At 41.1% G+C, this 19,782-nt stretch carries 14 protein-coding genes and 2 riboswitches; of the genes, 7 read left to right on the top strand and 7 right to left on the bottom strand.

The window, feature by feature from the left end:
- Positions 1 to 37: 37 nt before the first annotated feature.
- Both BLL40_RS12065 and BLL40_RS12060 read right to left on the bottom strand, forming a co-directional pair.
- Positions 38 to 733 (bottom strand): Dph6-related ATP pyrophosphatase, encoded by a 696-nt coding sequence (locus tag BLL40_RS12065; RefSeq protein WP_073712158.1) that lies wholly within the window; start codon positions 731 to 733, stop codon positions 38 to 40.
- 2 nt (positions 734 to 735) lie between these two features.
- Positions 736 to 2,292: an ABC-F family ATP-binding cassette domain-containing protein gene (locus tag BLL40_RS12060; RefSeq protein WP_073712157.1), complete on the bottom strand. Its 1,557-nt coding sequence runs from the start codon at positions 2,290 to 2,292 to the stop codon at positions 736 to 738.
- A gap of 131 nt (positions 2,293 to 2,423) precedes the next feature.
- Between BLL40_RS12060 and BLL40_RS12055 the strand changes: the two genes are divergently transcribed.
- Positions 2,424 to 3,464: an STAS domain-containing protein gene (locus BLL40_RS12055; protein WP_083566506.1), complete on the top strand. Its 1,041-nt coding sequence runs from the start codon at positions 2,424 to 2,426 to the stop codon at positions 3,462 to 3,464.
- A gap of 112 nt (positions 3,465 to 3,576) precedes the next feature.
- Entirely contained in the window at positions 3,577 to 4,902 is a 1,326-nt protein-coding gene (locus BLL40_RS12050) for a hemolysin family protein (RefSeq protein ID WP_073712155.1), read from the top strand.
- A gap of 128 nt (positions 4,903 to 5,030) precedes the next feature.
- On the opposite strand, the gene BLL40_RS12045 is transcribed toward BLL40_RS12050, so the two are convergent.
- The 4 genes from BLL40_RS12045 to BLL40_RS12030 form a co-directional block, all read right to left on the bottom strand.
- Positions 5,031 to 6,719, bottom strand: a complete 1,689-nt coding sequence (locus BLL40_RS12045; protein ID WP_083566505.1) for a methyl-accepting chemotaxis protein — start codon at positions 6,717 to 6,719, stop codon at positions 5,031 to 5,033.
- A gap of 187 nt (positions 6,720 to 6,906) precedes the next feature.
- Entirely contained in the window at positions 6,907 to 9,087 is a 2,181-nt protein-coding gene (locus BLL40_RS12040) for a GDYXXLXY domain-containing protein (protein WP_073712153.1), read from the bottom strand.
- A gap of 38 nt (positions 9,088 to 9,125) precedes the next feature.
- On the bottom strand, positions 9,126 to 9,833 hold the full coding sequence (locus BLL40_RS12035) for a tryptophan-rich sensory protein (protein WP_245797946.1): 708 nt from the start codon (positions 9,831 to 9,833) through the stop codon (positions 9,126 to 9,128).
- 633 nt (positions 9,834 to 10,466) lie between these two features.
- Complete coding sequence (locus BLL40_RS12030; protein WP_073712152.1) at positions 10,467 to 12,656, bottom strand: DNA topoisomerase III; 2,190 nt, start codon at positions 12,654 to 12,656, stop codon at positions 10,467 to 10,469.
- 886 nt (positions 12,657 to 13,542) lie between these two features.
- Between BLL40_RS12030 and metA the strand changes: the two genes are divergently transcribed.
- Positions 13,543 to 14,451 carry a homoserine O-acetyltransferase MetA gene (gene metA / locus BLL40_RS12025; RefSeq protein ID WP_073712151.1) on the top strand — a complete coding sequence of 303 codons (909 nt, stop codon included), beginning with the start codon at positions 13,543 to 13,545 and terminating at the stop codon, positions 14,449 to 14,451.
- 234 nt (positions 14,452 to 14,685) lie between these two features.
- Here the strand turns inward: metA and BLL40_RS12020 are convergent, their stop codons facing one another.
- Complete coding sequence (locus BLL40_RS12020) at positions 14,686 to 15,462, bottom strand: carbon-nitrogen family hydrolase (protein ID WP_073712150.1); 777 nt, start codon at positions 15,460 to 15,462, stop codon at positions 14,686 to 14,688.
- Between the two features lie 100 nt (positions 15,463 to 15,562).
- Positions 15,563 to 15,666, top strand: a riboswitch (SAM riboswitch).
- Positions 15,667 to 15,739: 73 nt separating this feature from the next.
- Here BLL40_RS12020 and BLL40_RS12015 point away from each other — a divergent pair.
- The 4 genes from BLL40_RS12015 (at position 15,740) to pabC (ending at position 19,101) form a co-directional block, all read left to right on the top strand.
- Positions 15,740 to 16,258, top strand: a complete 519-nt coding sequence (locus BLL40_RS12015; RefSeq protein ID WP_073712149.1) for a class I SAM-dependent methyltransferase — start codon at positions 15,740 to 15,742, stop codon at positions 16,256 to 16,258.
- Positions 16,259 to 16,322: 64 nt separating this feature from the next.
- A complete protein-coding gene (locus BLL40_RS12010) occupies positions 16,323 to 17,693 on the top strand; it encodes an anthranilate synthase component I family protein (RefSeq protein ID WP_073712148.1) in 1,371 nt (456 codons plus the stop codon).
- Entirely contained in the window at positions 17,690 to 18,280 is a 591-nt protein-coding gene (pabA, locus tag BLL40_RS12005) for an aminodeoxychorismate/anthranilate synthase component II (RefSeq protein WP_073712147.1), read from the top strand. Before BLL40_RS12010 ends, pabA begins: the two co-directional genes overlap by 4 nt.
- Positions 18,265 to 19,101, top strand: coding sequence for an aminodeoxychorismate lyase (gene pabC / locus BLL40_RS12000; RefSeq protein ID WP_073712146.1), 837 nt, complete (start codon positions 18,265 to 18,267; stop codon positions 19,099 to 19,101). The genes pabA and pabC overlap by 16 nt, the downstream gene beginning before the upstream one ends.
- Positions 19,102 to 19,546: 445 nt before the next feature.
- Positions 19,547 to 19,732, top strand: a riboswitch (cobalamin riboswitch).
- Positions 19,733 to 19,782 lie beyond the last annotated feature (50 nt).

Here is a 19,782-nt window from a genome sequence, read left to right as displayed (position 1 = left end):
CCTGTGACAACGTCTGCATGATTCACATCTTGTGAACCTAACCCCCACTGAATGAATTTTCACTTCTGCTTTTCGACAACTCCATATCGAGCCTGAATGATGCACTGGTTTCGATCACATCACCTGTACTTACAACGATCGGTACTTTAAAAAGCGGACCGTCATACACAAACGTATGAAACTCACCGTTTTCACCCATTGAGCAGCAATCCATTTTCGCTATATCAGCGGCGAATGAATCATTGAGCATTCGGCCAAGAAACGCAGCATCCATCGCATCGCGCCGCACACGAATGATCATTGCTTTATAGCCAGTATCTATAAATCGCTCCAGCATCCGGGCACTTTCTGATTGTTTGCTCTTGAGTGGGAATATCGATTTAACACCGGCTGCTGCCGCTGTTTTTTCTCCCCATTCGATATGACCGTCAAGATAAATATCGCCAAAAGCAATGCCGTCCAGCATGAATTTATCTTTCAGCTGTTTCAAATCAGCAATAAAATCATCGGTATAATGATTAGATCTGCAACGGATAAAATGAATCGGAATGCCAAGTGAATCACTTTGTGCTTCGATCAATTCCGTTTTTTCATCATGTCCAAATGTGCGTCCGGTTTCATTCGGGACTGTCGTTACGAGGCAGACGACATCCACACCTTGTGTTTTTAGTAAATGAAGTGCCATCGTGCAGTCTTTGCCGCCGCTCCATGACAATGCATATCGTTTTTTCATGATCAAAATACCTTCGTCGTCCAAGATTCGCCGTTCCAAATGTCTGTCACAATGTCTTGATAAAATTCAGGTTCATGTGAAATAAGGAGGATGCTTCCTTTAAAAGCGTTCAGCGCTCGCTTTAACTCTTCTTTTGCATCGACGTCAAGGTGATTGGTCGGCTCATCAAGAACGAGAACGTTGGACTCCTGATTAATTAATTTGCACAGACGAACTTTTGCTTTTTCACCGCCGCTTAACACAGCAACTTTACTTTCGATGTGTTTCGTTGTTAATCCGCATTTAGCAAGTGATGAACGAATTTCATATTGCGTAAATGATGGGAAATCTGTCCACATTTCTTCAATACATGTGTTGTTGTTACTCGTTTTAATTTCTTGCTGGAAGTAGCCGATTAAGAGGTTTTCACCGCGTTCTACTTGGCCAGAAACCGGTGTGATTTCACCAAGCAGGCTTTTCAGAAGTGTCGTTTTCCCGATCCCATTTGCACCTGTTAGCGCAATTTTTTGTCCACGCTCCATGCGCAAGTTCAGTGGGCTAGAAAGTGGCTCATCATATCCAATCACAAGGTTACGTGCTTCAAAAATAAGTTTACTTGGTGTCCGTCCTTCTTTAAAATGGAATTCCGGTTTCGGGCGTTCAGACGCCAATTCAATAACATCCATTTTATCAAGTTTTTTCTGGCGGGACATCGCCATATTACTTGTTGAAGCACGTGCTTTATTACGAGCAACGAAATCTTTTAAGCCGGCAATTTCCTGCTGCTGTTTTTTAAACGCAGCTTCAAGCTGTTGTTTTTTCATTTCATGTACTCTTAAAAATTCATCATACGTACTGGCATAACGATTCAGTTCTTGATTTTCCATATGATAAATTAAATTGACGACACTGTTTAAAAATGGAACATCATGTGAAATGAGCACGAAGGCATTTTCATATTCTTGTAAGTAACGCTTCAGCCAGACAATGTGCTGTTCATCCAAATAGTTTGTCGGCTCATCTAAAAGTAAAATGTCTGGCTTTTCAAGGAGTAGCTTTGCGAGCAAAACTTTCGTCCGCTGCCCCCCGCTCAAATCATGAACATCACGTTCAAGTCCAATGTCATCAAGACCAAGACCGCGTGCTGTTTCTTCAATTTTTGCATCGATAATGTAAAAGTCGTTATTGGTAAGTATGTCTTGCATTGTACCTGTTTCTTCAAGCAATGTTTCTAGTTCTTCCGGTGAAACATCTCCCATTTTCCCAAACAGCTTATTCATTTCTGTTTCGATATCAAACAAATATTGAAATGCCGTTCGGAGCACGTCGCGAACTGTCATGCCTTGCATTAATACTGCATGCTGATCAAGATAGCCGACACGGACATTTTTTGACCATTCCACTTTACCTTCATCCGGCTGTAATTCGCCGGTAATAATGTTCATAAACGTTGACTTTCCTTCACCATTCGCGCCGATAAGGCCGATATGCTCCCCCTTTAGCAAGCGGAAAGAAACATCGTTAAAAATCACACGGTCGCCGAAGCCATGGCTTAAGCGGCTTACTGATAAAATACTCATTGTTGTTAAAAACCTCGCGTTCTTTTTCTTATTAGTATATCATTTTGATTAAAAAAGCGGAGGGAAAACTGGTGAACAGTGAGTACTCAATGTAAAATAGCTTCTATAAGGACAATTCAGGAGGGATTCTTTTGAAAGAACGGGAATTTAACCAGGAAATAGAGAACACTAATTTTCATTGGATTTTAGATGAGGGTCTGTTTCAATTTGATGATGAGGATGTTGTCTTATTCTGGACAAAGTCAGAACTAAAAACATTCATAGATACGATTGAAGAAGTAACAGGTGCCGAATCTGTCCGGGTAGTACTTGAGACAGCAGGTTACCGGGCAGGGAAAATTATTAGCAGCTTTTATGCAAAAGGCGGTAAAAGTATGCAAGAAGTGCTTGAATCGTTGCCGAATGTTTACACCGCTACAGGCTGGGGGGCAATGGAATACAAAAATCTCTGTTTAGAAGAAAAGCGGGCTACACTATCCATTCGTAATGACTGGGAAAGCAAAGTCGTTCAAGCACAAGGGAAACAAGAGTCAGGTACTTTTATTGGTGGTCATTGGGCAGGTATCTTTACGGGGCTGTTTGGAGAGACAATGTGGTATAAAATTACTCAATACAGCACATCTGAGGCCGGTTCGTATAAAGAAGTTGAACTGTTTCCGTCCCCAATGACACCTAATGAAAACATTCGAGAGTACATTCAGTCGCAGGAACAGCAGACGATTATGCAGCTGGAAGCGATGGTGGAAAATCGGACGATGGAACTGAAAACGATGATCCGTGAACTGTCTTCACCTATTATTCCTGTTTTGGACGGCATTCTCGTTACGCCGATTATGGGCCGGTTTGATCAAGAGCGGTCCGATGATTTAATTGAAAAAGTATTGCAGGCCATTATGGATCATAAAGCAAAGATGCTTATTCTGGATGTCACGGGTATTCAAGCGATGGACGCCCTTATTTTAAGTACGCTTGAAAAATTGACGCAGTCCATCCAATTGATCGGTGCAGTACCGATGGTTGCTGGTATTTCTCCGGAACTCGCAATGGAAATGGCGTCAAAAGGCATTTATTTAAAAGGTTTAAAGTGTTTTGCGACATTGAAACACGCTGTTCATTATGCGAATGCACTTGATGGAATGCATATTATCAAGAAAGAAGACGAATCGCTTTAAAAAGACGTCAAAAGTTTGTTATGATAAATAAAAATACGGGTATAGAGATACAAGTTATTTTGTTGCCCCGGGAGGTGAAGGGGAAAAACAGTTTGTCTGTTTTTTCCACATTTTGATAATAGTCAATTTATTGTTATTTGCTTTGCTCATCGTGCTGACTGGCTTTTTCGTTGCAACGGAATTTGCTATCATCCGCGTGCGTCCGTCACGTATTAATCAGCTCGTTGAGGAAGGGAATAAGCGGGCAGTTGCAGCACAAAAAGTAACATCGAACCTAGATGAATACTTGTCAGCCTGTCAGCTTGGTATTACAATTACAGCACTCGGACTCGGGTGGCTAGGGGAACCGACCGTTGAGAAAATATTGCATCCGGTATTTGAACGGTTTGAACTCGCATCATCTGTTTCAAGTGTTTTATCATTTTTTATTGCCTTTACCTTTGTCACGTTTTTACACGTTGTTGTCGGAGAACTGGCACCGAAAACAGTCGCGATTCAAAAAGCAGAATGGGTCACATTAACATTTTCACCGCTTATCATTATTTTTGATAAAATCATGTATCCGTTTATTAAAGTGTTGAATGGTTCAGCTCGTGGATTAGTCGGTCTTTTTGGCTTGAAACCGGCATCTGAACATGAAATGGCACATTCCGAGGAAGAATTGCGCATCATCTTGTCAGAAAGTTTCAAAAGTGGTGAAATTAATCAGTCTGAATATAAATACGTTGATCGTATTTTTGAATTTGACGAGCGAGTGGCCAAAGAAATTATGGTGCCGCGTACCGATATGATCACGTTGTCAAAAGATTTAACATGGGATGAAATTACATCGATCATTCAAATTGAAAAATATACGCGTTACCCGGTTGATGATGGTGATAAAGACAACATTCTCGGCATGGTCAATATGAAAGAATTATTATCGTATTATTTAAATCGTGATAGTGATCGGAGCCGGCCACTTGAAGAGTTTGTGAAGCCGGTCATCCGTGTAATTGAAACAATCCCCATCCATGATTTGCTGTTAAAAATGCAAAAAGATCGTATACATATGGCTGTCTTAATGGATGAATACGGTGGTACATCAGGTCTTGTAACCGTTGAAGATATTTTAGAGGAAATTGTCGGTGAAATTCGCGATGAATTCGATGCGGATGAAAAGCCGGAAGTACAAAAACTGGGAGAAAAACATTACTTGCTGAATGCACGTGTATTAATTTCAGAAGTAAACGACTTGCTTGGTACTTACTTATCAGATGAGGAAGTTGATACGTTAGGCGGCTGGGTACTCACAGAAAATATTGATGTGAAGCTCGGTGATTCGATTGAGCAGGACGGATATGAGTTCATTATTCGTGACGCCGACGGCCACCACATTCATGTTATTGAAGCAAAAAAAGCAAAAGCAAAACCGGAGGAAAAGCTGATAAATGAATAAATGAAAAAAGATCTGCGAGAACACCGCAGATCTTTTTTTTATCGGGATAGCAACATAGCGCTTCTATACATGGATAATCCCAACAATTAAACAGCAGAAACTGTCCATTACTGCAGGATAAAGCGGTATCAAACGTTAAATTGTCCAACAATCTCATTCAGTTCCCGAGCCACTTTACTCATCTCAGTCGAGCGATTGGCGACTTCTTCAATGGCTGAAGAGGTTTGCTCAGCGGCAGCTGATACATCAACAGTTGTTACTTCCATTTCACGAATCGATTCGGCTAGGTGTGTAATCAATTCAACAATACGGTCCGATTTTACGGCTTCTTCATTGGTCAAAGTTGACACTTCGCTAATTTCTTCAGCTGTTTTTGAGACGGCTGTCAGAATATCTGTGAGTGATTGAGATGTGAATTGAACGGTTTTATTCCCTTCTTCAACGAGGTGAGTGCTCTCATTCATAGACACGACGACGTGCTGAATACTGCTTGTAATATCTTTAACTAATTTTTCAACTTGTAAGACTTCTTCGTTCGATTGTTCCGCCAGCTTGCGTACTTCTTCTGCGACAACGGCAAATCCTTTTCCATGATCTCCGGCGCGGGCCGCTTCAATAGAGGCGTTCAGCGCAAGCAAATTCGTTTGTCCGGCAATATCAGCAATTGTGCCAGCAATACGATTAATTTTCGCAGTCGATTCGTTCAATTGTTGAATGGTCTGACCAGTTTCAATGGAAGACGTTCTGATTTTGTTCATATCCCGGCTAATGTCATCCACACGGCTTCGACCTTCTTCTGCTGTCGCTATCGTTGTTTTTGAGTTATCAACACTCGTATCTGCTTTTTGCTTTGCGGTTTGAATCAGGCTTGCGAGTTCGTCTAAAATATAGGTAGATTGTTCAGCATCCATCGTGCCATCTGAAATAGAGGATGCGACTTCACTCATGTTAGAAGACACTTGCTGAACGGATATTTTCATTTCATTCAAAGATTGCGCTGTTTCAAGCGAGTTACGTGTTAATTGATTGGATGTTGTTTTCAGTGTACCAATCATATGTTTTAAATTAGCGGCCATTAAGTTTAATGTGCGAGCAAGGTCGCCAATTTCATCGTTGCTGTTACTATGTGTGTTTTCAACCGACAAATTGCCATCTGCAATTTCTTTCGCCTGTGTAATAAGCGCTGAAATCGGTTTTGTTTTGCGACGGATAAGTATAATCGTCACAAGGGACGCTAAAATCATCGGTATTAAACTGATTAAAACACCATCTTTCACTACATCCCATGTCCGATCGGCCACAATTGATCCATCAAAATCAATGACGCTGACTGCGACAATTTCATTATCCAAATAGATCGGAGCATAGCCGGATAGACGATCCATGCCACCATATTCGTAAATATCCGAGTATGTTGGGTGGTTCATACCTACTAACATATTAATGGCTTCTTGATCGATATAAAACGAATCGCCAGGTTTAAAGCCATTTTCTTTTAAATGATCATCGAGTGCTAGCAGTTTTCCATTTAAATCGACAATATACTGTGTTTCGAATATGGGTTTATGCTCTGTCGTCCAATTTAGCTGTAAGCCGACCTTATCCATTGCTTTTCGATCACCAGATAAAATGGATTCTATGTCTTCTGGTGCGATTAAACCAGTTGTAATATTGGCACATCCATACGCTTCAATACCTGCTGCTTCATATAACTTATCGTATGCCGTTTTATATGTGGCGGTAGATGTAATAAGAAGCATCGTAATAATAATGCCAATAATAATTGTTCCAAGCTGCCAAGTCACTGTTTTTCTCATTTGAATTTCCCCCCTTTATTGCAAGCGCTATCATTTTACAGTTATACCATATAAATAGGGAAGAAAGATACAGAATATGTGAATATTTTGGAAATAAAAACACTCACAGACGTAACTATTATCTGTGAGCGTTTTAGAATAGTGAATCAACTATTTTCGATTTTCTCTTATAAAAGATATAAAGCTATTATTTTAACGTTTCTAAAATTGCATCACCATTTTCAGCGACACGAACGATTGCATGTGTTTTTTCTTCCCATTTAGGACCCGAGTTTTCAGGGATAAAGAAATGTTCAATACCGAGTGTCAACGTTCCAGCACGGGCTTTTCCTATCATTGAGAATCCTTCTTCCGTTCCGGCTTGTGCAAAGCTCGATGCTGTATAGACCGGAATAGTTTTGCCATTATAGTCAATCGTTTCGGATGATTTTTCTAGCAAAACAGCTACTTTTCCATCGGGGAGAGTAGACGTGGTCTCATAGTAATGATCACGATAGTTTGTCTGGATTTCATAGTTCAATTGCACATAATCCCCCTGAAGCATTGAACGAGGATCAATCGGTGCGAGTTCCAGTGCGACTAATTCCCCATTTTGAAGGAGCTGCTCTTTTTGCCAAGCAGTGAATAATAAGAAACCAGATTGAATAGCGATAACAGCGACAAATACGCTGATACTCCATTTCTTCACTTTAACAGGTACGGTATGCTTTCTTCCCCATACATACCAGATGGCAAAAAAGATTACGCTAATAAGAAAGAATGTAAGTGACTTGTGAAGAAGAAGCCATGCGTATTCGTAATATTTCCAGGTGATGAAACCGATAAATGCTGCCCACGCTGCCCACCGATAAAATCTTGTTTCGAGAATCGGACGGAATAAATGCCAGCAAATATAAGCGAGAAAAAGGAAATGAAGCAATAATGAGCCCCATCCATCTTCTGTTAACGAGTAAAGCATAAATATGATTGACAGCCAAAAAGAGGCAAGTCCGACCGGATGTCTTTTTAAGATAAAAAACATAAAGGCATTCAAAATACCAGCGATGAATAGAACCCACGTACTCACTGAAAAGTTTACTTCATTTTCCATAAGCAACTGGATGATCCCGTATACAAGGGCACTGTTAGCAGCGAGATAGTACAAAATGGCTTCTTTTTTCTTAAATAAAAGAACTGTCAGCACGATAAACGGTACTAAGATTAAAAATGCTGGCCACGTTTCTCCCCAGTGGAATGTAACAAATAAGAAAGCGAAGGTGAGTCCAGTAATTTGCAATGTTATTCGCACAACAAGCCAAGAATCTTTTCGAACCGCAAGCCCTGAACCGATACAAAGAATAGAAAGAAAGAGAAAGCTGTTTGACATGTCTCCGTTGAAACCAAAGATGAGTGCAATAAAGGAACTAAGCGACGAAACAGCGATAATTGTTCCGATAAATGCGAGAACACCGGTTAATAATGAAATGGTATAGCGTACCCATTTTCGGTCGCCTGTTTCAGAAGATGTTTTTAGTTTTTTGAAAACGAAAATGCTGAAGGCGAACAGGATAAATAACATTGGGAATCCTGCGTAAAAAATGTACTCTCCCATAATGCTGAACCATATATAAAAGACGTTCCAAACGGCATAGAGGCCGAAAAATAACAGATGGATCGCAAGTTCAAACGGGTGCTGTTTACGTGCATTCATAAAGGATTTCCAGAAAAAAATGATAAACACAATGTATAGTACGTGGAGTAGCATGAATACGAATGTGTATTCTACATCATCTGTAAATAAGTCATAAATAGAAGATGAAAGGAGTAAATAAAGTGCACAGTATAGCGTCACAATGAGCGATAAAAAAGACAACTTTTGTTCATGTACTTTTAACCAGAAAAAATAAATTCCAATATGCAGGGCAATCAATCCGGTATACAAAAGCAGCTGCTCGCCTGTTGTATACGTCACAAATGTTCCGGTGGGATATAATTTCATCCATAGTGTCAATTCAAATAATAAGAAAGACAGCCAGTAAAGCGGACGATAGCGTGTTAGCAACGCTAAAATGATGGCTGGTACGAGTGTAACGATGAAAAGTACATACGAATCTGCATGTGAGTTATATATTTGTCCGACGAGCGCGACAGCCACAGCGAACGCAATGACTGATAAAAACAACCACCAGTTTCCGAGATAAGGAAATGTTTTACTTCGTCTGTAAACGAGTGCAGCACCGGCACAAAACAGCAATATTACAAGACTTAAGCCAATTTTTATTGGACGGTCAAATGCTGACCAGTTCGATGCGAAAAAATAGACGAAAGCTGTAATGAAAAAAATAAGACCGAGTAAATACGGAATATCCCCCCGCTTTTCAGTAATCATGAGACCCCTCCATTCCTGTTGTATAAATCATACCATCTTTATCCATTGTCTTTCAATAAAGCACTAATGAGTACGAAAACAGAAAAAATAAGAGCTGTAGTGGCTACGAATGGTTCATTTGGCCAGTTTTGTACCGCAATCCCGAAAAGCGCCCAGACGAAGACAAGTGGATAAAAACGATCATGGTGTGCAAAGCGGAAAATGATCGCTAGTGTTGTTGCAATAACAAGTAACACAACTGTCCAGGCAACGTCTGAAATCCCGAATCCGTTCCACCCGTAATAGGTTAACGTGTAGCTAATGTTCGCAATGACAGCTACGCTAATCCAGCCAAGATAAATAGAAAAAGGGAGACGGTCCCACAATGAAAAATGCTCCCGTTCAATGCGAGCATATAAAACGATGAGTGAAAGTAATAACAAGGTAATGACTACGACACTTGAAGCAAAGTATTCATAATGCCAGAGAAAAATCCAGGCGATATTAAACAGACAGCTCGTTAAAAAAGGAATATGGGTTATACGGTACACACGATTTTCTTTGTTAAATCCACGAATGACCCACACAGCCAGCAACAAATAAATCAAACCCCAGATCGAAAAAACATAATTTGCAGGAGTAAAAAGAACGTCTAGCCTGTTTGCAATGTCAGCGGTTGTCTGTCCATTCAGCGGCAGTGAATTTGCCAAAAAATTTACAATGATGACCATGATCAAAGCGAACGAATTTTCTAAAAATAATCTCAAGAAATCGCCTCCTTTATACTTAACGTCCCTTTTTAATCTATGTTATAATGCTTGTCCTTTTTCATAAAGTTATTTCGGAATAATAAAGGGGTGGAGGTAAACAAACATAATAAACAGATAAATTGAGATGTTTATTATGTTTGTTTCGAGCCATTTTTTGGGGATTTTTCAGAGGCTTAATCATAGCATTTCAATAGTGGAAAATTATCCTTTTCATAACTAAAAGCAATGAACCCCTTGAATGTTATTAATTCGAGGGGGTTCATTTTAACGGATTTCCGAAAGCAGTCTCCCATCCTCAAGGAATGTGAAGGGCGTAGCCCAATGAGTAGGTGGGAGATGAATTTCTGTTGGCGTAAGCCAAAATAATCCATAATTGAAACAAATGCGCTATACTATCACCATAATGTTCTTTGACAACTGGATATATGAGGTTGTATGCGGAAATGAGAGCGAAAACCAAGCCCCTCGCATACGTAAAATATCCAAGGTATCGAAAACATTTCGTTATCATTAGGGTCGGAATGCCCCGAATTTACGCTCGTGGAGAACGTATAAGACTTATCTGATAAGCAATGTTCGTGGAAGCGAGAAGCCCCATTTCAAGCGTTAGCTAAGTGGCGGGTAGTTCACTTAATCAAATTTTAATCCTTTTAATGCTTCTGCTAGTGCATTGTTTAAAGGTTCTTCTTGTTTCTCTTGTTGTTTTAAATATTTTTGTACAGAACGTTTATCCACTTTTCCGCCAGATTCTTTCTTACGTCTTGCTTCAAAGGCAGATAATTTCTCGCGGTATCCACATTTACATGCGAAAATTTGACCTGCACCTTCACCGCGAAGTTCCATTTTCTTTTTGCATTGAGGACAGCGAGCGTTTGTGATGCGTGCGACATTTTTACGGTGACCACATTCGCGATCCTGGCATACAAGCATTTTGCCTTTTTTTCCGTTCACTTCAAGCATTGGTTTTCCACAGTCCGGACAAGATTTCGTTGAAATATTGTCATGTTTGTATTTTTTATCACTTGCTTTAATGTCAGCAACGATTTTTTTTGTGTAATTCTTCATTTCAGAAATAAATACTTCTTTTTTCAGCTTGCCATTTGCAATGGCTTCAAGCTTTTGCTCCCATTCAGCTGTTAACGTAGGGGATTTTAATTCTTCTGGAACGAGATCAAGTAGCTGACGCCCTTTTGACGTAATATGAATATCTTTCCCACGTTTTTCAATTAAGAACGAGTTAAATAACTTTTCAATAATGTCAGCACGCGTTGCTACAGTACCTAATCCACCAGTTGATTTTAACGTGGCGGCAAGCTGTTTATTTTGCGTGTCCATGTACTTCGTAGGGTTTTCCATTGCCGAAAGTAATGATGCCTCATTAAAGCGTGCAGGAGGCTTTGTTTGACCTGAGGTTTGTACAATTAATTTTACATTTAATTTATCGCCATGTTCGATACTAGGTAAAATTTGTTCTTTCAAGTCGCTTTCTGTATCGTCATCCTCAAATCGATTTTCATATGCTTCTTTCCAGCCATTCGATAAAATAGTTTTCCCTCTAGCAACAAAGTTCTCAAGGCCAATTTTTGCACGAAGCGTTAATTGCTCATATTCAAATGGTGGGAGTAAAACAGCTAAGAACCGTTTAACGACTAAATCATAAATTTTGCGTTCTTTGTCCGTAAAAGCTGAAAAGTTTACGTAATCTTCTGTTGGAATAATAGCGTGATGATCTGATACTTTACTGTCATCAACGAAGGCTTTAGAAGCTTTTATAGGCTTGTTTAAGATCTTGTTAGCTAAGGAACGATATTCTCCTGCACCACAGGCTTTAAGGCGCTCTGAAAGCGTTCCTACGATGTCTGAAGAGATATAGCGTGAATCTGTACGAGGATACGTTAATACTTTGTGCTGTTCATATAGTTTTTGCATAATGTTTAACGTTTCTTTCGCTGAGTAACCAAAAATTTTATTCGCATCACGTTGCAGTTCTGTCAAATCGTAAAGACCAGGCGCAAATGATTTTTTTTTCTTTTTATCGATTTCTGTGATTAATGCATCAACACTTTTAATCTTTTTAACAATGTTATCGACTTTTTCTTTTTCGAAATTACGGCTGTTGCCTTTTGCGTCTTGCCACGTCAGCTTTAAATTATCTGCTGTTTGTGCTTCGATGCCATAATAAGTTTGTGCTTTAAAATGTTTAATTTCTTCTTCGCGCTGTGCAATAATTGCCACTGTAGGTGTCTGCACACGCCCACAATTTAACTGTGCGTTAAAGCGTGTTGTTAGAGCTCGTGTTGCGTTTAATCCGATATACCAGTCAGCTTCAGACCGTGCTACGGCCGATGCATATAAATTGTCGTATGCTTTTCCGGGTTTCAGGCTTGCGAAGCCATCTTTTATTGCTTTATCAGTTACAGATGAAATCCATAAACGTTTAATCGGTTTATTTACTTTTGCTTTTTCAATAATCCAGCGTGCGACTAATTCTCCCTCTCTTCCTGCATCAGTAGCCACAATTATTTCGTTAACATCACTTCTAATGAGCTGACTTTTAACGGAGTTAAACTGTTTTCCAGTTTGTTTCATTACAACTAACTTCATGCGTTCCGGAAGCATTGGAAGATCTTCTAAATTCCATGTTTTGTATTTATTATCGTAAGCCTCTGGATCTGCTAGCGTTACTAAATGTCCTAATGCCCACGTAACGATGTATTTATCGCCTTCTAAAAATCCATTGCCTTTTTTCGTACATTTCAATACATTTGCAATATCACGTGCAACCGAGGGTTTCTCAGCGATTACTACACTTTTTGCCATTTGTTCGAACTCCTTTACTGACTATGTACCGTCTAATATACCATAGTTTTAAGTTGGTAAATGTGAAGATGCTTACTATTTAGCAGACATAATAGACATCGCTCGTTTGAGAATTTCAACTTCTTGTTTTAATCGTTTATTTTCTTTATGAATTTTACTTAATTATTTAGGAGTGCTTGTTGTTTCTATTCCTGAATTGTTTATCCCGCATTAACGAGCAGTAAGACCCTCGCTTCAAGACATCGAAAAGAAAAGAAGGATAAGCGGGGGATCAACTGTCCGTAAAAGCCCGATTGGTTCGGGCCAGGCAGAGCCTGGTCACTCAGGTATTGCCGCAGGACGCGGCGTTCTTTACATGAGTTCCTGTTTATTCAGTGGGGGCTAAGAGGAAGGCAGACTAAGAACTTCACGTCCTGTGACAACGTCTGCATGATTCACATCGTGTGAACCTAACTCCCACTGAATGAAGTCTCACTTTATGGCATTCTAAAAATGTAGCTCATGACACTTAATTAATGGAAAGAGCCTGAAAATAAGCCTCTTTAGGTGCCTCTAACACAAGGTCAAAAACGGGTAAAGAAGAATCAGGAAAAGAAATGGGGACTGATCCAGCAGATCAAGGCAGAACATCTTGAATGAGCAACAACCGTTCCTAAAAATTATTGAAAAATAATAATTAGGAACGGTTGTTTTTTTTCAGGAAAGGTGCCTATAATTATTAATGTCTAGCTGGGGGCGCTTTCGGTTCGAGACTCTCGCGATGTGAATTATAAAGGCAGTACGATTAACGTCTTACTTTTAGTCTTTGTGCCATCCGAGTGTGTATTTTGATGAACAGGCGTCTTCGCTTATATATAATGAAAATGCAAACCAGGGGGGAAACTAAATGCCGATTAACATACCATATCAGCTGCCGGCACGCGAGGTTCTTGAAAAAGAGAATATTTTCATAATGGACGCGGATCGTGCTCGGATGCAGGATATCCGCCCGCTCAATATACTTATTTTGAACTTAATGCCTGAAAAAGAAAAAACGGAAGCCCATTTGCTGCGATTGCTGGGCAATACACCGCTGCAAGTAAATGTTTCGTTTTTATATACAGCGACATACGAGTCAAAAAACGTAAGCAAATCACATCTTGAGCAATTTTATACGACACTAGAAGAAGTGAAAAGCCGCCGTTATGACGGGCTGATCATTACTGGCGCGCCGATTGAGCTGATGGATTTTGAAAAGGTTAACTATTGGCCGGAACTACAGGAGATTATGGATTGGGCAAAAACAAATGTCACATCGACACTGCATATTTGCTGGGGTGCCCAGGCTGCGCTGTATCATCATTATGGTATTGATAAATTTGAACTGCCGGGAAAATGTTTTGGTATATATAAACACACGATTACTGACCCGACCATTAAATTGTTGCGTGGTTTTGATGACGAATTTTACTCGCCTGTATCGCGCTACACAGATGTGAGCCAGGAGGCAATCGAAGCCCATGAAGACTTGGTTTTGCTCGCATCGTCACCGGAAGCCGGACCGCTCCTCATGATGTCAAGAGATGCACGCAATATTATGATCACTGGCCATTTGGAGTATGACGCGACTACGCTTGCAGAAGAATATGAGAGAGACTGTGCTAAAGGTGTCGATATCGCGATGCCTGAAAACTACTTTCCGGATAATGATGCATCAAAACGCCCACCAAACAAATGGCGCTCGCACGCGCATTTACTTTACTATAATTGGCTTAACTACTACGTCTATCAGGAGACGCCATACGAGTGGAAATGAAAGGGTAAGACTCGAAAACCTGTCCATAGCTGATGGACAGGTTTTTTTGATGTATAGAGGAGTACTGACAAAAATGTTGCGGCAGGGCATCGCTTGTTTTAACCATTGCTATATCGGTATGAGTGCATAAATTAGGATAAACAAACGGTCAGAAATGATTGTAAGTGCTAAAATGATGGCAGGTGATCAATCAATCAGAAAAGCGCCGCCGACACAGAGCGGGGCGCTCAATAATTAGTAAAATGAATCGAGTCTGTCTTCAAATACGGGAATGCGGCTCCGAATTTCGTCAATCGCATTAAAGTTAATATCGCCAATTAACAATTCTTCCTCTTTACCTGCTTCTGCAATCACTTCGCCCCACGGCCCGACAATGATTGAATGCCCGGCGAACTGATTATTTGGATCAGAGCCAGTGCGGTTGCATGCAACGACATACGCCTGGTTTTCAATTGCCCGGGCAATTAACAATGTGCGCCAATGATCGACACGGGCGAGTGGCCACTCGGCCGGCACAAACAGCACGCGTGCGCCGTTTAAGACATGCTTTCGGAACCATTCAGGGAACCGAATGTCGTAACAAATGAACCCGGCCATTTTCTCGCCGTCCAGCTCAAACAGTCCATCCGTATTGCCGGCAGTCAAATACTTCTCTTCGTTCATCAATCGGAATAAATGCAATTTGCTGTACTCTTTTACAATCTCACCGTGATGATTCACAATGACCATCGTATTTTTCACGCCTTCATTCGTGTCATTTGCAATCGAACCGCCAACAATATGCATTTTGTATTTTTTAGCTATATCAGACAAAAATGCTTTTGTCCGCGCAGCACCAGTATCAGCGATCTCATCAAGCCGCGTTAAGTCGTAACCAGTCGTCCACAACTCGGGCAAGACCGCGAGTTCACACCCTGCTTCATGTGCTTTTTTTAAACAGTCTGCCGCCCGCTCATAGTTCAAATCTGGATTACCGAATGCGATATCTATTTGTAAACAAGCTATTTTCATTTCTCGAGCCTCCGCTTCTTTTGAAAAATTGTATCATGGTTGACAGAGAAAATGAAACGTGCCATAATCCAACTTACATAATAAACGGACAATTTAATACATCTTATCAAGAGCAGGTGGAGGGACAAGCCCAATGACACCCGGCAACCGACCTATTTTTTAGGCACGGTGCTAAATCTTGCAGTTACGGCTGAGAGATAAGAGGAATACAAAGACGCAACCCTCTTCCATATTCTCAGGAAGAGGGATTTTTATATTTTAAAAGGGAGGGCTTGCCATGGCAGTCGCAGAAAAAATAAAACAGCAAAAAGAATTGAAAATCACATTAGGCAATTTATACAATACCATTCAACCGCAACAAGGAGAGCGAATCATGATTATCGGCGGCTCCGAAACATTAACAGCGCGATGTTCAGATGTTGGTGCGATCGTCCTGCCTGCAGCTACCTTTTCACAAATAAAGCAAAATGAATTTGATACAGTTGCAGCTCCGCTGTCGATACATAGATATGCAGAAGGAGCACAGTGGACAGCACAAGCATACGATGTGCTCAAGGAAGGCGGCCGTTTCGTCGTCGATTTCGCCGAAGCAAGGTCACTTCCATCTTCTTCCGACTTACCATATGCGGAAACACTTCCATGTTATTGGGAGCGTTTGAAAGCGGCCGGCTTCACAACGATTTTGTTTCAGCAGCTGATGGCTCAGCATGCACGTGAAGCTGTTTTAAATGGCTGGACAGAACTCATGCCAGCCGAATTGCCTGTTATTGTTAACCGGTTCATTGCTGTAAAATAACCATTCCCAAACAAGTGCCGCCCGTATTATGATGAACGTAGAACATTGTGAAAGGTGGCACCACGTGAATATTTTTTACCGTAAAACAACTTACAATAAAGATCAATTTTTCACTCAATATACAGCACTGACGAAAAACGAACCGTATCATGCCTTACTTGAAAGCGGCCGCGGCGGCCGCTATAGCTTCGCAGGAATGAAGCCATCAGCCATTGCAACGTCTACAGTTGAAGGACTTCTTTTGCAAGAAAAAGGACAAGAGAAGCTTTTTGAAGGGAACCCGCTTCATATGCTAATCCAGCTTTTAAACGAGCGCAATATATCGAAACGAGATGAGCTTCCAGACTTTCAAGGCGGTGCAGTTGGCTGGATTAGTTACGATTACGTCCGGTTCATTGAAGTGCTCCCTAGGATGGCGAAGCAAGACATTGACCTTCCCGATGTGCAGTTTTTGCTGTTTGATGAATGGGCGGCATTTGATCATGAAACGAACGAATTATTTGTCATGAAGATGGGTGAAACAGAAGAGGGACTGGATGAATTATTCGCCAGCTGGCTTGATTTGGCCGAACCAATCAGCTGGTCGCCTGCTCAATCAGAAGGCGATACGGACGTCTCGTTTCCGGAAGAGCTGTTTAAACATGCTGTCGAGCAAGTGCGTGAATACATTGCAGCAGGGGATGTGTTCCAAGTCAATTTATCAGTGCGCCGGTCGAAAGCACTCGGTGTACCACCGCTTGCTGTTTATGCAAAACTGCGTGAATTGAACCCTTCGCCGTATATGGCGTACATTCAAACACCTGATTTTCAAATTGTATCTGGATCGCCGGAACTGCTCGTGAAAAAAAACGGAACGAAGCTTTCGACACGCCCGATCGCTGGAACGCGCTCTCGTGGAAAAGATGATACGGAAGACGAGCAGCTGGCAGCAGAACTAATCAACAATGAAAAAGAGCGGGCGGAACATGTGATGCTTGTCGATTTAGAGCGCAATGATCTTGGCCGTGTGTCCCGGTATGGCACGGTTGAGGTAAATGAATTTATGGTCATTGAAAAATACTCGCATGTGATGCACATCGTCTCAAACGTGCGCGGTGAACTCGCTGAAGGTAAAACAAATGCGGATGTCATCGACGCAGTCTTCCCTGGCGGCACGATTACCGGAGCGCCTAAAGTAAGGACGATGGAAATTATTGAAGAGCTTGAACCGGTGCAACGGGGTATTTACACAGGATCGATCGGCTGGATTGGCTATAACGGCGATATGGAGCTGAATATTGTCATCCGGACGATGCTTGCAGCAAACGGATATGGCTATGTGCAGGCAGGCGCCGGCATTGTCATTGATTCTAAACCAGAATACGAGTATAAAGAGTCGCTTAAAAAAGCAGCGGCAATGTTAAGAGCGATGGAACTAGCGGAGGATGCGCAATGATTTTTATGATTGATAATTACGATTCATTTACATACAATCTTGTCCAATATCTTGGTGAACTTGGCCATGAACTCGTTGTGCGTCGCAATGATGAAGTGACAACGGATCAAATTGCTGACATGAATCCGGATTTTGTGATGATTTCTCCCGGCCCATGCACGCCGGACGAGGCGGGCATCAGCATAGAAGCGGTCGAGAAATTCGCTGGTAAGATTCCGTTGTTTGGCGTTTGTCTCGGTCAGCAGTCGATTGCGCAGGCGTTCGGCGGTGAAGTCATTCGCGCAGAACGGCTCATGCATGGCAAAACGTCTCTCGTTTTTCATGACGGCAAAACCGTATTTGAAAATTTGCCAAACCCATTTCGAGCGACGCGCTATCATTCGCTCATCGTCAAAAACGAAACGTTCCCGGATTGCTTCGACGTATCTGCCTGGACAGAAGAAGGTGAAATTATGGCGATCCGTCATAAAGAATTTGCTGTTGAAGCCGTTCAGTTTCACCCCGAATCAATCATGACCGAATGCGGGAAAGAGATGCTGCAAAATTTCATATCTACATATGGAGACGCGTTATGTACACGTACGTAAATGGGGAAATCATTAAAAATGAAGATGTCCGTATTTCTCCGTATGATCACGGCTTTTTATACGGAATTGGTGTTTTTGAAACGTTCCGTACATATAATGGCCAGCCGTTTTTATTAGATGAACATCTCGTCCGTCTGAATGAAAGTTTGAGAGAATTAAATATTGACTTGCAATTGAATAGAAGCACTGTGGAAAAAATGTTAACGATGCTTTTTGAAGCCAATGGATGGGAAAATGCTTATATTCGATTAAACGTTTCAGCGGGTAACAGTGAAATTGGGTTACAGACAGCGCCTTATCGAAACCCGAATATAATCGCCTTTCAAAAACCACTCGCTGAATCAGAATCACTTGTGGAAAAAAAAGGTGAATGGCTAACACTGCGCCGGAACAGCCCAGAAGGCCGTTATCGTTTGAAGTCGCATCATTATTTGAATAATATCTTTGGCAAACGTGAAGTTGGAAATGATCCTAAAGTGGAAGGGATATTTTTAACGAAGAATGGTGATGTGGCAGAAGGTGTTGTATCGAATATCTTTTGGACGCAACAAAACACGCTGTACACGCCAGCGTTAGAAACGGGTATTTTAGATGGTGTGACGCGGCAATTTGTTATGAAAATCGCGCAGGAAGCTGGTATGAATGTAGAAGAAGGCTTGTATCGTCCAGAACATGTTTATGCAGCTCATGAAGCATTTGTCACGAATTCTATTCAAGAAATTGTGCCGCTGTCCGCACTCGGGAATAAAATGTTTCCAGGTGCAGAAGGAGCAGCAGTAAATAAATTATTTAGAAGGTATCGGGAGGCTGTTCGTCTATGATGAGCAGTACTTTTTCTTTCGAGAGCTCTTCTTGATATTTTTCTGAGTCTTCTTCAGACAATCCAAATTCAATTTAGGAAAGTGATTTACATAAAAAACCTGTCTATAATAGACAGGTGGTCACATTATAATTTTTGTTCATGTGATGAATCATGGTTGAAATAGCTGTTATGATTGTCTGCAAATTTATCAATTCGGTTCGAGTCGCTGGAATCAAATGAGCTACGGAGAAAATAAACAAAAAAGAATCCAATGACCATAAGAATGAGAAAAAGAATAAAAACTGTTAAGGGACCCATTATAAATTTGCCTCCATTCTCTGCAATATACTAAAGAGATACCACTTATCCATGCACAATAAACATATAAATTTCTGTTAATATTGAATTTTCTAAAAGTGTAACCTTTATCCTTTTTCATGTATAATGAAATGTAACAGGAAACATATATACGAACGTATCCAGGTGAACCCGCAAATAGCGGTTTCTTAAAAGGGAAGCTGGTGAAATTCCAGCGCGGTCCCGCCACTGTAAATGGGAGTGAAAAACACGAAGCCACTGTGTAAATACACGGGAAGGCGTTTTTTGCGATGAACATGAGCCAGGAGACCTGCCTTGGAACGATGCACTGACAACCTACGCGGATAGGTAGTGTGACGGACGGGTCTGACTGTCTTTCACT

This window comes from Domibacillus mangrovi (assembly GCF_001906925.1).
Classification (GTDB): Bacteria; Bacillota; Bacilli; order Bacillales; family Domibacillaceae; genus Domibacillus; species Domibacillus mangrovi.
This window is presented reverse-complemented; position numbering and strand designations above follow the sequence as displayed.

Bases quoted from the DNA above. Each gene is read 5' to 3' on its own strand.
- pabC (WP_073712146.1), top strand. From the start codon at position 18,265: ATGTACACGTACGTAAATGGGGAAATCATTAAAAATGAAGATGTCCGT.
- BLL40_RS12045 (WP_083566505.1), bottom strand. From the start codon at position 6,719: ATGAGAAAAACAGTGACTTGGCAGCTTGGAACAATTATTATTGGCATT.
- BLL40_RS12040 (WP_073712153.1), bottom strand. From the start codon at position 9,087: ATGATTACTGAAAAGCGGGGGGATATTCCGTATTTACTCGGTCTTATT.
- BLL40_RS12015 (WP_073712149.1), top strand. From the start codon at position 15,740: ATGGCAGTCGCAGAAAAAATAAAACAGCAAAAAGAATTGAAAATCACA.
- metA (WP_073712151.1), top strand. From the start codon at position 13,543: ATGCCGATTAACATACCATATCAGCTGCCGGCACGCGAGGTTCTTGAA.
- BLL40_RS12020 (WP_073712150.1), bottom strand. From the start codon at position 15,462: ATGAAAATAGCTTGTTTACAAATAGATATCGCATTCGGTAATCCAGAT.
- BLL40_RS12065 (WP_073712158.1), bottom strand. From the start codon at position 733: ATGAAAAAACGATATGCATTGTCATGGAGCGGCGGCAAAGACTGCACG.
- BLL40_RS12060 (WP_073712157.1), bottom strand. From the start codon at position 2,292: ATGAGTATTTTATCAGTAAGCCGCTTAAGCCATGGCTTCGGCGACCGT.
- pabA (WP_073712147.1), top strand. From the start codon at position 17,690: ATGATTTTTATGATTGATAATTACGATTCATTTACATACAATCTTGTC.
- BLL40_RS12030 (WP_073712152.1), bottom strand. From the start codon at position 12,656: ATGGCAAAAAGTGTAGTAATCGCTGAGAAACCCTCGGTTGCACGTGAT.